Origin of the sequence: Proteus penneri (genome assembly GCF_003144535.1) — a bacterium.
Taxonomy (GTDB): Bacteria; Pseudomonadota; Gammaproteobacteria; order Enterobacterales; family Enterobacteriaceae; genus Proteus; species Proteus penneri.
Map to the genome: position 1 here is coordinate 186160 of NZ_PHFJ01000010.1, position 13379 is coordinate 199538.

The following is a 13379-nucleotide window of genomic DNA, read 5'->3' on the forward strand; positions in this document are numbered from 1 at the left end:
GGAGATGAACCAAACAACCATGTTAACAATTTTAATGTTTGCGCCGTTGGTATTTTCAATATTGGCGTTTCTGAGTCCGTTATTAAAAGCGGGTGCGCGTCCTATTGTGACAGGCATTCATGCAATTGGTATCACCGTCTTGTTAGTCGCAGCATTAGGAACTGTGGCAGATGTCATGTCTCATGGCGAAATATTGGCGGCTGCTAATTGGGTTCACGTGGATAGCCTAGGCGCATTATTCCTAGCTATTTTAGGCATTATCGGCTTTTTAACGGGGCTTTATTCTATTGGCTATATGAGCCACGAAGTGGATGAGGGTGAAATCTCAGTACGTACTTTATGTAACTACTATGGCTTCTTCCACCTGTTTTTATTCACCATGTTATTAGCAATCACCAGTAATAGCTTGATTTTAATGTGGGCAGCCATTGAAGCAACAACCCTAAGCTCTGCATTCTTAGTCGGAATTTATGGTCAACGTTCTTCTCTGGAAGCGGCGTGGAAGTACATCATCATCTGTAGTGTCGGTGTCGCGTTTGGTCTTTTCGGTACGATTTTGGTTTATGCCAATGCCGCAAGCTTTATGCCTGATCCAGATCAGGCCATTTTCTGGACTGAAGTGTTGAAATATACAGACCAGTTAGATCCAACTCTGATGCATTTAGCTTTTGTCTTTATTTTAATCGGTTTTGGTACCAAAACGGGGTTATTCCCAATGCATGCTTGGTTACCAGATGCGCACAGTGAAGCACCAAGTCCTGTTAGTGCTCTGTTATCGGCAGTGTTACTGAACTGTGCTCTATTAATCATCATTCGTTACTACATCATTATTGATGCAGCAATTGGTTCTGAATTTACACGTAACTTACTGTTAATCTTTGGCTTCCTCTCTGTTGCTATCGCGGCGTTCTTTATTCTTATTCAGCGTGATATGAAACGTCTTTTAGCGTATTCCAGTGTGGAAAACATGGGATTAATTGCCGTCGCATTAGGGATTGGCGGACCGATTGGTATTTTGGCTGCTTTATTCCACACCTTAAACCACAGTTTAGCGAAAGCATTGTTGTTCTGTGGCTCTGGTAACGTGTTATTGAAATACGGTACTCGTGATTTAAATGTCGTGAAAGGCATGTTTAAAGTGATGCCATTAAGTGCCGCTCTGTTTGCTGGTGGTGCTTTAGCGTTAGGGGGGATGCCTCCTTTCAACGTCTTTATCAGTGAGTTTATGATTGTTGTGGCAGGTTTAGCTTCTCAGCACATTGTCTTAACTATCCTATTATTATTGTTATTAACCGTAGTATTAGGTGGGCTAGTTCGTATGGTGGCTAAAATTGTCTTTGGTCCAAAACCTGATGTTGTTGCTAAAGGCGAACTGGGAATTTTAACCACATTACCAATGGTCATTCTGATTGCACTTATGCTGTTAATGGGAACTCATATTCCTAAGCCTGTCAGTGAGTTGTTAGAAAATGCCGCTAATATCGTGATGAATATTGATAAAAGTGAGTCACCTACTTATACATGGCCAACGGCTTTAATCAGTAATCCATCCACATCGGTTCAGGAGATGTAACGTGAGCTACCAAAATTATGTCAGTAGAAAAGAGGGAAAAGAACTAGGTGGAGATTATGTTGCCAAAGTTCGTGAAAAATTCCCATCAGCTGTTCTTGATGAAGAGCGACAAACCGCTGATCAATTGACGATAACAGTAAAAACGGAATCACTTCCTGAAGTGGTGGAATACCTGTATTACGGTTTAGGCGGTTGGTTACCTGTTTTATTCGGTAACGATGAACGTAGTTTAAACGGAGACTATGCTGTTTATTACGCATTATCAATGGAAGAGGGTGAAAAATGCTGGGTTGTTGTAAAAGCCCATGTTAGCCCAATCACTTTAGAATTCCCATCAGTGACACCGCGTGTACCCGCTGCAGTGTGGGGGGAACGTGAAATTCGTGATATGTATGGTCTTATCCCTGTTGGTCTACCTGATGAACGCCGTTTAGTGCTTCCAGATGACTGGCCTGAAGAGATGTATCCATTGCGTAAAGATGCGATGGATTATCGTCAACGTCCGACACCAACGACTGAAGTTGAGACTTACCCTTTTGTGAATGAAGGTAAGCAAGATGCACGTGTTGTACCAATCGGCCCTATGCACATTACTTCGGATGAACCTGGACACTTCCGCTTATTTGTAGACGGTGAAAATATTGTCGATGCTGATTACCGTATGTTCTATGTTCACCGTGGTATGGAAAAGCTGGCTGAAACCCGAATGGGTTATAACGAAGTGACATTTTTATCAGATCGCGTGTGTGGTATCTGTGGTTTTACTCACAGCGTGGCCTATGTGACTTCTGTTGAAAATGCGTTAGGCATTGAAGTGCCTCGTCGTGCGCATACCATTCGTTCTATCTTATTAGAAGTTGAGCGCCTTCATAGCCATTTATTAAATATTGGTTTAGCGAGCCACTTTACAGGTTTTGATACTGGCTTTATGCAATTCTTTCGTATTCGTGAAAAATCAATGCAGATTGCAGAAATGCTCACGGGTGCGCGTAAAACCTACGGCTTGAATTTAATTGGGGGTATTCGTCGCGATATCTTAAAAGATCAGCGCCTTAAAACTATTCAATTAATAAGAGAAATGCGTCGCGAAGTGACTGAACTTGTCGATGTTCTTCTCACTGCTCCTAATATGGAACAACGTACTGTTGGTGTGGGTATCTTAGACAAAAAAGTGGCTCGTGATTTTAGCCCTGTCGGCCCAATGATAAGAGCAAGTGGTTTTAAACGTGACGTACGTTTTGACCACCCATTTGCCGATTATGGCAATCTTCCTTTGACTCTCTTTAGTTATGAAGGTGGTGACGTATTCTCCCGTGTGATGGTACGAATTAAAGAAGTTTTAGATTCAATGGCAATGATTGAATACGCCTTAGATAACCTGCCTGAAGGCCCGCTATTAACGGAAGGCTTCACTTATCAACCTTATAAATTTGCACTGGGCTTTACAGAAGCACCACGCGGTGAAGATGTTCACTGGAGTATGTTGGGTGATAACCAAAAACTCTTCCGCTGGCGTTGCCGTGCAGCTACTTATGCTAACTGGCCTGTATTACGTTATATGTTGCAAGGAAATACTGTATCCGATGCGCCATTGATTATCGGTAGCCTTGACCCTTGCTATTCCTGTACTGACAGGGTAACGCTCGTCGATGTGAAAAAACGTAAATCTAAAACAGTTTCTTATAAAGAAATTGAACGTTACAGCATTGAACGTAAAAATTCGCCGCTCAAGTGAGGGAATGAACGATGTTAAAATTGTTTAAAACCATAATCAAAACAGGCGAAGCAACGACCAAATATCCGTTTAAGCCCCTGGATTTACCTGATGGTTTCAGAGGAAAGCCTGAATATGATGCAGAGCAATGCATTGTCTGTGGTGCTTGCACCGCAGCATGCCCTGCTAATGCGTTAACGATGGAAACGAATTTGGAAACAGGCGAGCGTCATTGGCAATTATTCATTGGTCGCTGTATTTATTGCGGTCGTTGTGAAGAAGTTTGCCCAACAAGAGCGATTGTTTTATCAGATATGTTTGAAACGGCAGTAACGAAAAAATCAGACCTTTATATTAAAGGAACGTTTAAGTTATTGAATTGCCGTGAATGCCATCAACCCTTTACGCCGAGAAAATCAGTTGACTATGCGATGGCGCTATTAGTGCAATCAGGTTGGGATGAGCAAACCGTAGAAGCCATGCGACCACAATTTGAAACTTGCCCTGAATGTAAGCGTAAACATAACTTATTATCTGATGGCCGTGAAAATATTAGTATGGGCGAGATCGGGAGTACAATAAAATGAGTCTACCAGAAATTCCCATTAATCATCATGTTAGCCAACCTATCACCCTTGATGATCAGGTTAAAAAGCTAAAACAGACATTGTTGAAAGATATTCAACGTTCAGCTTATGTTTATCGTGTTGACTGTGGTGGTTGTAATGGTTGTGAGATTGAAATTTTCTCTGCAATTACACCCGTTTTTGATGCTGAACGTTTTGGTATCAAAGTGGTCACCTCGCCTCGTCACGCTGATATTTTATTATTCACTGGCGCAGTAACGCGCCAGATGCGTGTTCCTGCATTACGTGCTTATGAATCAGCGCCCGACCCAAAAATTTGTATCTCTTATGGTGCTTGTGGCTGTGGTGGCGGTATTTTCCACGATCTGTATTGTGTCTGGGGTGGTAGCGAATCTATCGTGCCTATTGATGTTTGGATCCCTGGTTGTCCCCCAACGCCAGCAGCAACGATTTATGGTTTTGCTGTTGCACTAGGTTTGTTAGACCAAAAATTAAAAGGCGAATCGCATATTGAAGTAGAGAATGAAAAAGCATCACTCATTCTGCCTTCTATTCCTTTAGATGCTCGAGTGATGATTGAGCGTGAGGCTCGTCGTCTTGCGGGTTATTATCAGGGAAGACAAATCAGTGATCATTTTCTCACCTTATTAGAAGGTGCCACAATTCAAGAAGTGAGTGGCCGTGTTGATGAATGGTTACGACAAGCTAACGATCCTCGCTTATCAGAGATTGTGAAACGCTTGGTTTACTCTTTAAGCCAAGGAGGCATATATGCCTGATGACGCTAAAGTTTACTTTTGGTCATTAAGACAAAAGTTTGTAGATAGTGATGATGATATTCCTGAACAAGCACAACAGGTGATGTATTACTCGCTCGCAATTGGCCACCATGTGGGAATGATCGACTGTTTAAAAACAGAGCTAGTCTGCCCTTTAGAAAAATATAAAGCATGGATTGATTTATTACCTGAAGGTGAAGCCAAACGCAAAATGCAAGGATTACTGACATTTGGTGAAATCAATATTAACTCAGAGCATACTCACTTATTAGCGTTAGCATTTGATCCAATTATGAAAAATGACGATCCTATTTTTAGTGAGTGGAGTCAAACGCTGATTAAATTACTGGGTGAGATCCATGCAGAACCTGCTATTTATTTGATTGTGAAGAGAAAACCATGAGTGAAGCAATGGCAGCACCTAAAGTGGTATTAACGGTTGGCAACAGTATGATGGGCGATGATGGCGCAGGCCCTCTGCTTGCTGAATTAATGGAAACAAACCCAATTGATGGATGGATTGTTATCAATGGGGGAAGTGCGCCTGAGAATGTTTCTTACCAAGTAAGAGAGCTACAACCGCAATGTGTTGTCATTGTTGATGCTGCTGACATTGGTTTAAAACCAGGTGAGATTAGGGTGATAGACCCTGATTATATAGCGGAAATGTTTATTATGAGCACTCATAATATGCCGCTGAATTTTCTTATTGATCAATTAAAAGATGATATTCCAGATATTACGTTCTTAGGGATCCAACCCGATCTCGTTGGTTTTTATTATCCAATGACTGAAGCGGTAAAGAATGCTGTTGATGAAGTGTATCAAGGGCTCAAGTCTTGGCGAGTTGATTACTTTCCAGAACTTGAAGTCTGCGATGAAGATGAAGAAGAGATTGAAGAATAAGAGTATAACAAAACAAGTATCCTAATATTATTGATATAAATAAAGACTAAAACATCCGCTTAGCGGATGTTTTTCGTTAATGAACAAAACGCTCATCAATAACATTTATTTTCTACACTAACCTTAATTTTTCCTTTAGTCCTTTATTTTAAAAAACAAACCACCTTAACCCTTTCTTCATAAGAGATAAAAAGAAGTTAATTATAATTAACCTCGTTAAATATCAGTTTTACCTTTAATTAGTTAAAAATTAAATTTTAATTAAGAATTAATTAAGACGGTTCTATTATTTTATTACTCTTTTTTAATTTTTAAGATTAACTATTTAGAGGGAAAATTCTTAGCTAATAATATAAAAGGTTGGTTATGTTTTCTTCTCTACCTCAACTGAGTATTGTGGTCGCCGTTTATAATGGTGAGATGTTTTTATCTCAGTTTTTCAATGGGTTAAAGTCTATTAAATTGAATAACTGGGAGCTTATTTTAGTTAATGATGGCTCTAGAGATAACTCACTTAAAATATTACAAGAATGGAAAGAAAGATTTCCTCAAGTCACTATTATTGATCAAGAAAACCAAGGCGTTTCTGTTGCTCGTAATGTTGGATTCAATATTTCGAAAGGGCAATATATTGCTTTCCCAGATATTGATGATGTAATTCATCCTAATATGTATGATAGAATGATTAATATAGCTAAAGATGATAATTTAGATATTTTAACCTGTAACGGTAATTATGTTTACGCAGACGGAAGGCCTTCACGTCCTATTTTCCCTTCAAATAGATTACGTTCTACGGGCGTTTTAACTGGGCCACAATGGCTAGAAATAGCATTGGATTCTAAGAAATTCTTACATGTCACTTGGTTAAATATTTATCGACGTGAATTTCTACTTGCTCATGGTTATTATTTTGAACCCGGTTTACATCATCAAGATATTCCGTGGACAACAGAAGCATTATTAACGGCTAAACGCGTTAAATATATTGATGAGCGTTACTACGATTACTTTATTCACTCTGGTTCTGTTTCTCATGCAACGCCTAATGACACTATTCATGTTAGAACAATTCATAATTACATGAAAATATTAGAAATGCTTGATGCTATTAATCAAAAATATAAAGATGTGACTCAAAATATCAATGCATGTTATTGGCAAATCGCAAAAGAAGGTTTGGGAATTATCCATTCAATTGATTCTATTCAGTCTATTGAAGTTAAAAAACAGATGGTTAAAGAGTTTTTTGATAGAGGAATATGGTCACTAATTTGGAAAAATGCGAAAAATTTTAGATTACGTTGGCGTTTAGGGCGACGCTATTTTAAATTAAAAAGAATATTAAATTCATAAATACAAGAAGGGCGCAATGATGTGCCTTTTTTATTTTTAATGCATATTAAATAAAATGAAATAATCTAATTTCGTTAAAAAGTCACTTTATTTCGTTTTACGCTCACTGATAAATTCAATGATAAATATATAACTTATTTATTAGAAAAATACTGTGCACTTGCTAGAAGTTTGCCATAATGAGTATTACTGCTTAATAAAAGTTTATGTAAAATCAATAAACTGTCGAATATTATTCGAGTAGTTGAATAAAAAAACTTATTATGATGTCACTGGTTTAACCTTTATCTGCAACAATTGCAGAGTATCATAATCATCATTGTTATTTATCTTGTTTCAGCCTCTTTATCTTATTTAGATAGAGACTGGTGATAAGTCATATCTAAAAAATCGGAGAATGTTTTATGTCTATTCGGTTTGGTTGGCGTCAGTCATTAGTAACGTTAACTTGCTTAGCCGCGTTAAGCGTTCCTTTTGCATCATCTGCTCAAACGTTAAAACTGGCTATTGGTGAAGAGCCAACAGAGGGCTTCGACCCAATGTTAGGGTGGAGTCATGGTAGCTATTTACTTCTCCATAGCCCATTGTTAAAGCAAAATGCGGATCTCTCTTGGTATAGCAATATGTTAAGTGACTACCAGCCAAGTGAAGATGGCAAAACATGGAAATTAACATTAAAGCCAGATTTAAAATTCTCTGATGGCTTACCGCTTACTGCAAAAGATATTGTATTTACCTATAACAATGCGGCTGCAAGTGGCGGTAAAGTTGATATGGGTAACTTCCTTTCTGCAAAAGCTGATGATGACTTACATGTCACTATTACATTGAAAGCACCACAAAGTACTTTTGTGAACGTACTGGGTTCTTTAGGTATTGTTTCTGCTGATAAGTATGATGAAAAAACTTACGCACAAAAGCCAATTGGTGCAGGCCCTTATCGCATGGTAAGTTTCCAGCCAGGTCAGCAATTAATTGTTGAAGCTAACCCTTATTATGCGGGCAAGAAAAATGATTTTGAAAAACTGATTTTTGTTTTCCTTGATGAAGATGCCGCTTTTGCAGCTGCTCAAAGTGGACAATTAGGTATTGTGCGTATTCCACCAGCAACGGCTGCAATCGCTAAAAATTTACCCAATACCAAATTGTGGGAAAGAGCAAGTGTTGAAAACCGCGGTATTGTTTTTCCAATGGTAAAATCAGGCGAGAAAAACGCTCAAGGTTATGATATTGGTAATGATATCACCGCAGATATCGCTATTCGTAAAGCAATTAACTATGCTCTTGACCGTAAATTGTTATCAGAGCAAGTACTTGATGGTTATGCGGTTCCTGCATATACCGGTGTAAAAGGTTTGCCTTGGGATCAAACAGACGCTGCTTTCGAAGATGGGGATGTTGAAAAAGCGAAGCAAATTCTTGAAGATGCTGGTTGGAAACTCAATAAAAATGGTATTCGTGAAAAAGACGGCTTAGAAGCGAAATTGACCTTATGGTATACCAGTGGTGATGCAACTCGTCGCGATTTAGCCGAGTCAATTCGTGCGCTAGTGCAACCTCTCGGTATTCAAATGGATCTTAAATCAGGAAGTTGGGATACCGTAGAGCGCTATATGCACTCAAATCCAACTTTATTTGGTTGGGGAAGTCTTGATCCTATGGAGTTATATCATCACTACAGCGAAAATGCGGCGGGTGTTGGTTATTATAATCCGGGTTATTACAAAAACCCTGAGGTTGAAAAACATCTGCAAGCTGCACTCGATGCCCATACATGGCAAGAAGCCGTTCCTCATTGGAAAGCGGTTGAGTGGGATGGTAAAAATGGCGTTGGTGTGAAAGGTGACGCTGCTTGGGCTTGGCTGATGAATGTGCAACACACTTACCTGACTAACCCTTGTGTTGATTTGGGGACAGGAACGCCGGAAATTCATGGTTCATGGTCATTATTAAATAGCGTAGATACTTGGAAGTGGACTTGTCAGTAATACGTCAAAGTGCAGGTTTTTTCCTGCGATTACTCTGCCTGCTGTTGGTAACAACAGCAGGTGTTTTTATTTTATTAAGTTTCTCACCGATCGATCCCATCAAGGCGTATATCGGTAGTGATTTATTGAATGTTCCTCCTGAGCAATATCCTTTAATTGCAGCACGTTGGGGTATTGACCAACCTTTATGGATGCGATTTTGGCTCTGGTTTAGCCAAATCATTCAAGGGGATTTTGGTTATTCCATGTTGTATAACATGCCTGTTATTGATGTTATTCGCGAACGGGCGGGGCCTTCATTTATCTTGCTCTTTTCAGCGTGGATGTTTTCTGGCGTTATTGGTGTTGTGATGGGATTAGTTGCGGGTCGATATCTTAACCGCTGGCCCGATCGAATTATTTCTACACTCTCTTATTTGTTAGCCTCTTTACCAACATTCTGGGTGGGATTACTGCTGTTATCACTGTTTTCTGTCACCTTACATTGGGCGCCAATTTGTTGTGCTTGGCCGATGGGAAGTAGTGCCGAAACCGCAACGTTAAGCCAGCGTTTTTCCCATCTTATCTTACCTATGATTGCTCTTGGATTATTAGGCACTGGGAATATCGCACTGCATACTCGCGCGAAAGTTGCCGAAGTGATGGGCAGTGAATTTATCCATTTTGCTAAGGCTCAGGGTGATAAGGGGTGGGCTATGATGCTATTTCATGTTCTACGTCATGCCATTACACCTGCACTTTGTTTACAGTTTGCATCTATTGGTGAATTACTTGGTGGTTCTCTTTTAGCTGAGAAAGTTTTTGCTTACCCAGGATTAGGGCAAGCTACCGTTGATGCAGGATTGCGAGGTGATATTCCTCTATTAATGGGAATTGTTGTCTTTAGTACTATTTTGATTTTCTTTGGTAATAGCATTTCTAACGGGTTATTACGACGTATTAATAAAGGAATTTTGCGAGACTCATGATTTACGATCCAAACAAGCCTTTATTGAAACTTTTATTCGTGACTCTCGCCTTGATTGGGTTAGTCACTTATGGTTTTTCTATTTCTCATACTGATATTGCAATGGATTTTTTGGCCAGAAACCAAGCACCTTCAGAACAATATTGGTTTGGTACTGATAATTTAGGTCGTTCTTTGTGGCTACGCTGTTTTCAAGGCATGTTAAGTAGCTTAAATATTGGGGTGACAAGTGCGGTTGTTAGTGGTGCTATCGCTCTCATTTTCGCGGGTATTTCGTCAATTAATCGTTATTGTGATTTCTTTGTTAGAGGTGTTGTTGATGCGCTTTTAGCATTACCTCATTTATTACTACTAATTTTGATTTGTTTTACTTTAGGTGGTGGGCAACAAGGGGTAATTTGGGCTGTGGCATTAACTCATTGGCCTAAGCTTGCGTTGATTTTACGTGGTGAAATTCAACGTATTCGAGAGGCGGATTACGTCATGCTATCACGTCGTATTGGCAATTCACCTTTTGAGTGTGTAAAAAAACACTATATTCCCATGTTATTACCGCAGTGGATTGTAGGAACCTTATTGATGTTTCCTCATGCCGTATTACATAGCGAAGCGTTAAGTTTTTTGGGGTTTGGGCAAGCGGCGCATGAGCCATCTTTAGGTTTGTTGCTATCTGATGCACTGCGTTATTTAAGTACAGGCTCTTGGTGGATGGTGGTATTTCCGGGATTAATTTTGATGTGCTTGGTCTTGATTTTCGATCAATTTGCTAAGGCAATGCAACAACTGTGGTTAAGAGGGGCAGGATGTTAAGTTTTGAACAGCTTTCCATTGATATTGCACAATTTCGCTGGTTGGGAAAACGAAATTGGCAACCGTTGCTAAAATCAATCTCTCTGGATATTAAACCGGGTAAAATGTTGGCATTAGTGGGGGGAAGTGGTGAAGGTAAAAGTTTGCTATTACAAAGTGCATTAGGGCTTTTACCTGCCAATATGCGTGTACGAGGTTCGATTAAACTTAATGGCCACGCATTAAGTGAGCGAGAACTGATTGCTTATCGAGGAAATACTTTCTGCTATATTCCTCAGGGAGTCACTGCACTTAATCCTTTGATTTGTATCGGTGATCAACTCAGTCGCTCTGCGCGTTTAAGTGGTGCAGACGTTACGTCAGATGATATTGTGCAGCAATTGGGTCTGTATCATCTTTCTGGATCGTTAGTTAAAACGTATCCAGCAAAACTATCTGGTGGAATGGCAAAACGCGTATTAGCCTGTAATGCAACACTTTCTAATGCACAATATATTCTGGCTGATGAAATTACCTCATGGCTTGATGATGAACATGCTTGTTTGTTATTAGGGCACTTAAGAGAATTATGTAATCAAGGTAAATCAGTGCTTTGGGTTACACATGATTTAGCCTTAGCAGCACGATTTGCGGATACAATAGCCGTGCTTAATCAGGGTGAGGTTAACGAAATTATCCCTGCTAATGTGCTTAATCGTCATGAAGGTAGTGAGTGGTTGAAGACACTCTGGAATGCATTACCTGAACAACAATTTATAAATACCAAAGAAGCATCACTTAATTCATTATAATATGGTGTTCTTAAGTCTTACTTTTATACATTTCATTTGTTATTTCTGGAGTTATCTTTATGCCACTTTTAGAGTTAAAACAATTATCTGTGGAGCAAGCAGGTAAGGTGTTATGGCAAGATCTCTCCTTTTCGTTAGATGCGGGAGAGCGACTCGGTATTTCAGCACCAAGTGGTACAGGGAAAACGACATTAGGTCGTGTTTTAGCGCAGTGGCAAGCACCAACTCAAGGTTCAATTCTTATTAATGGTAACCCATTGTCTAGAAAGGGTTATTGTCCCATTCAATTAGTTCCTCAACATCCTGATAAATGTTTTAATCCTTTTCGTTCGACAGGTGATAGTGTCCGTGATGCATGGCACCCTGATGATAGTTGGTTAGAAAAGTTAAAAATAAAATCAGAGTGGCTAACTCGTAGGCCTAATGAATTATCAGGTGGTGAATTAGCGCGTATTGCATTATTAAGGGCGCTCGATCCGCGTACTCAACTATTAATTGCGGATGAAGTCACGGCACAATTAGATGCGCAAACCCAAGCTGATATTTGGAAAGTTTTAATCGATGAAAGTCAAAAAAGACCTTTAAGCTTGATTATCTTTAGCCACAACAAAGCACTACTTGAAAAGGTTTCGACTAAAGTATGGTGGGTGGATAAAGAAGAACATTTCTACGGTTAGAATAGATAATTATTAAGCTTAATAAAAAAAGCTTCCTATATTTTTATAGGAAGCCAAATAATACTGCTAAAGTTAACCCCAAATATAATAACAAGGAATTAGAAACGATAAGTGTAGCTTACGCCAAACTGCATATCGTGATTGCGATAAGTGGTCATTCCCCAATCTGCTGATGTATTAATGGAAGATTGTTTATCTAATTGATAAGTCAATCCTACTTTGGCAAATGGGCGTTGTTTTAACTGCTTTTTATTTTCTGAATAATCAATGTGTTGCTGACCTAAATAATCAATATGGCTACGGAAATCGCCTTGATGGTGTGATAAATTCCACAGTAAGCCCGCTTTAGTATTCAATATGAAAGATGAACCTAATAAGTAGTCCATACCTAGTCCCATTTTGGCTAATAGTGAGTGCGTTTTAAGTGCATCATAATGTGCTGCAAATTGTGCATTTTGAGTTTCACTATATGCTGAACGAGAAACTTGGTTAAATGTTAGTCCAATAAATGGGGTAAGCATTAAATCATCTGCCAATGAATAAGGATAATAACTTTGTAAATCAATATGATATCCAGAGATCCTAGCGTTGCCTTTACCTGCTTCTGTATCTTCTAATACTTGTCTTTCGATGGATATTTTACGATTTAAGTAAGCACCTTTTAGCGACAGGTGTAATGCATTGCTCTTTAACTCAGGATTGAGTGATGGTATTAAATCTAAGCTAAAACCGATTAAAGGTAATGCATAACCTTGATATTGATAGCCTTTAGGTAATGAGGAATAGACATCAGTATCAATGGCAAGGCCGATAACCAATGGAATATGGTTAACATCAAAACGATAGGCTCCACTTAACCCAGTTTGGGTTGCATTAGCTTTATTTACGTTTTGATAGTGTGCAAAACCACTGATACAGGCTTTTTCAGTACCAACAGAGCAAGTTGCAGAAGCTAAATAATGCAGTTGCCCTTGCTGCATATCCATAAGCTTATAGCCGTTTTCAGCCATCAATTGCATTGATTTATAGGTATTTTCAATGTCGATAGGTTTGCTGATAGTAATCGATGGTTTTGCCGTTTCTTTCTCTTTTGCCTTTTCTTTAGCGCGTTGTGCTAGTTCATCTTCTACAGGGGTAAGTTCTTTAGCTTCAGCACCAGCTTTAGCTTTATCGGCTTGCTCTTTGTCTAAGCGCGCTTGTTCTGCTTTAGCTTTATCAGCTTGCTCTTTGT

The 13379-nt window shown here is 39.2% G+C and carries 13 protein-coding genes; 12 read left to right on the forward strand and 1 reads right to left on the reverse strand.

The features are described 5' to 3' along the window. The first annotated feature begins 4 nt into the window (after positions 1-4). From CUB63_RS12910 to CUB63_RS12965, 12 genes are all read left to right on the forward strand, one after another. Entirely contained in the window at positions 5-1573 is a 1569-nt protein-coding gene (locus CUB63_RS12910) for a hydrogenase 4 subunit F (RefSeq protein ID WP_109848205.1), read from the forward strand. Position 1574: 1 nt separating this feature from the next. Continuing rightward, positions 1575-3308 (forward strand): hydrogenase large subunit, encoded by a 1734-nt coding sequence (locus CUB63_RS12915; protein ID WP_109848206.1) that lies wholly within the window; start codon positions 1575-1577, stop codon positions 3306-3308. Between the two features lie 11 nt (positions 3309-3319). Further along, positions 3320-3874: a hydrogenase 4 subunit H gene (gene hyfH, locus CUB63_RS12920; protein ID WP_006536159.1), complete on the forward strand. Its 555-nt coding sequence runs from the start codon at positions 3320-3322 to the stop codon at positions 3872-3874. Beyond that, complete coding sequence (locus CUB63_RS12925) at positions 3871-4653, forward strand: NADH-quinone oxidoreductase subunit B family protein (RefSeq protein ID WP_109848207.1); 783 nt, start codon at positions 3871-3873, stop codon at positions 4651-4653. Before hyfH ends, CUB63_RS12925 begins: the two co-directional genes overlap by 4 nt. Further along, on the forward strand, positions 4646-5056 hold the full coding sequence (locus CUB63_RS12930; protein WP_006536157.1) for a formate hydrogenlyase maturation HycH family protein: 411 nt from the start codon (positions 4646-4648) through the stop codon (positions 5054-5056). The genes CUB63_RS12925 and CUB63_RS12930 overlap by 8 nt, the downstream gene beginning before the upstream one ends. Next, entirely contained in the window at positions 5053-5559 is a 507-nt protein-coding gene (gene hycI, locus CUB63_RS12935; RefSeq protein ID WP_006536156.1) for a hydrogenase maturation peptidase HycI, read from the forward strand. The genes CUB63_RS12930 and hycI overlap by 4 nt, the downstream gene beginning before the upstream one ends. 366 nt (positions 5560-5925) lie before the next feature. After that, on the forward strand, positions 5926-6915 hold the full coding sequence (locus CUB63_RS12940; RefSeq protein WP_006536155.1) for a glycosyltransferase: 990 nt from the start codon (positions 5926-5928) through the stop codon (positions 6913-6915). Between the two features lie 404 nt (positions 6916-7319). Then, positions 7320-8903: an ABC transporter substrate-binding protein gene (locus tag CUB63_RS12945; protein WP_109848208.1), complete on the forward strand. Its 1584-nt coding sequence runs from the start codon at positions 7320-7322 to the stop codon at positions 8901-8903. Next, positions 8888-9871 carry an ABC transporter permease gene (locus CUB63_RS12950; RefSeq protein WP_072064383.1) on the forward strand — a complete coding sequence of 328 codons (984 nt, stop codon included), beginning with the start codon at positions 8888-8890 and terminating at the stop codon, positions 9869-9871. Before CUB63_RS12945 ends, CUB63_RS12950 begins: the two co-directional genes overlap by 16 nt. Then, positions 9868-10680 (forward strand): ABC transporter permease, encoded by an 813-nt coding sequence (locus tag CUB63_RS12955; RefSeq protein ID WP_109848209.1) that lies wholly within the window; start codon positions 9868-9870, stop codon positions 10678-10680. Before CUB63_RS12950 ends, CUB63_RS12955 begins: the two co-directional genes overlap by 4 nt. Further along, positions 10674-11471, forward strand: a complete 798-nt coding sequence (locus CUB63_RS12960; protein ID WP_006536149.1) for an ATP-binding cassette domain-containing protein — start codon at positions 10674-10676, stop codon at positions 11469-11471. Before CUB63_RS12955 ends, CUB63_RS12960 begins: the two co-directional genes overlap by 7 nt. A gap of 59 nt (positions 11472-11530) precedes the next feature. Next, positions 11531-12148: an ATP-binding cassette domain-containing protein gene (locus CUB63_RS12965; protein WP_109848210.1), complete on the forward strand. Its 618-nt coding sequence runs from the start codon at positions 11531-11533 to the stop codon at positions 12146-12148. Positions 12149-12246: 98 nt separating this feature from the next. Here the strand turns inward: CUB63_RS12965 and CUB63_RS12970 are convergent. Further along, a partial coding sequence (locus tag CUB63_RS12970) for an autotransporter outer membrane beta-barrel domain-containing protein (protein ID WP_239996095.1) occupies positions 12247-13379 on the reverse strand: 1133 nt, incomplete at its 5' end.

Bases quoted from the DNA above. Each gene is read 5' to 3' on its own strand.
- CUB63_RS12910 (WP_109848205.1), top strand. From the start codon at position 5: ATGAACCAAACAACCATGTTAACAATTTTAATGTTTGCGCCGTTGGTA.
- hyfH (WP_006536159.1), top strand. From the start codon at position 3,320: ATGTTAAAATTGTTTAAAACCATAATCAAAACAGGCGAAGCAACGACC.
- CUB63_RS12925 (WP_109848207.1), top strand. From the start codon at position 3,871: ATGAGTCTACCAGAAATTCCCATTAATCATCATGTTAGCCAACCTATC.
- CUB63_RS12930 (WP_006536157.1), top strand. From the start codon at position 4,646: ATGCCTGATGACGCTAAAGTTTACTTTTGGTCATTAAGACAAAAGTTT.
- hycI (WP_006536156.1), top strand. From the start codon at position 5,053: ATGAGTGAAGCAATGGCAGCACCTAAAGTGGTATTAACGGTTGGCAAC.
- CUB63_RS12940 (WP_006536155.1), top strand. From the start codon at position 5,926: ATGTTTTCTTCTCTACCTCAACTGAGTATTGTGGTCGCCGTTTATAAT.
- CUB63_RS12945 (WP_109848208.1), top strand. From the start codon at position 7,320: ATGTCTATTCGGTTTGGTTGGCGTCAGTCATTAGTAACGTTAACTTGC.
- CUB63_RS12955 (WP_109848209.1), top strand. From the start codon at position 9,868: ATGATTTACGATCCAAACAAGCCTTTATTGAAACTTTTATTCGTGACT.
- CUB63_RS12960 (WP_006536149.1), top strand. From the start codon at position 10,674: ATGTTAAGTTTTGAACAGCTTTCCATTGATATTGCACAATTTCGCTGG.
- CUB63_RS12965 (WP_109848210.1), top strand. From the start codon at position 11,531: ATGCCACTTTTAGAGTTAAAACAATTATCTGTGGAGCAAGCAGGTAAG.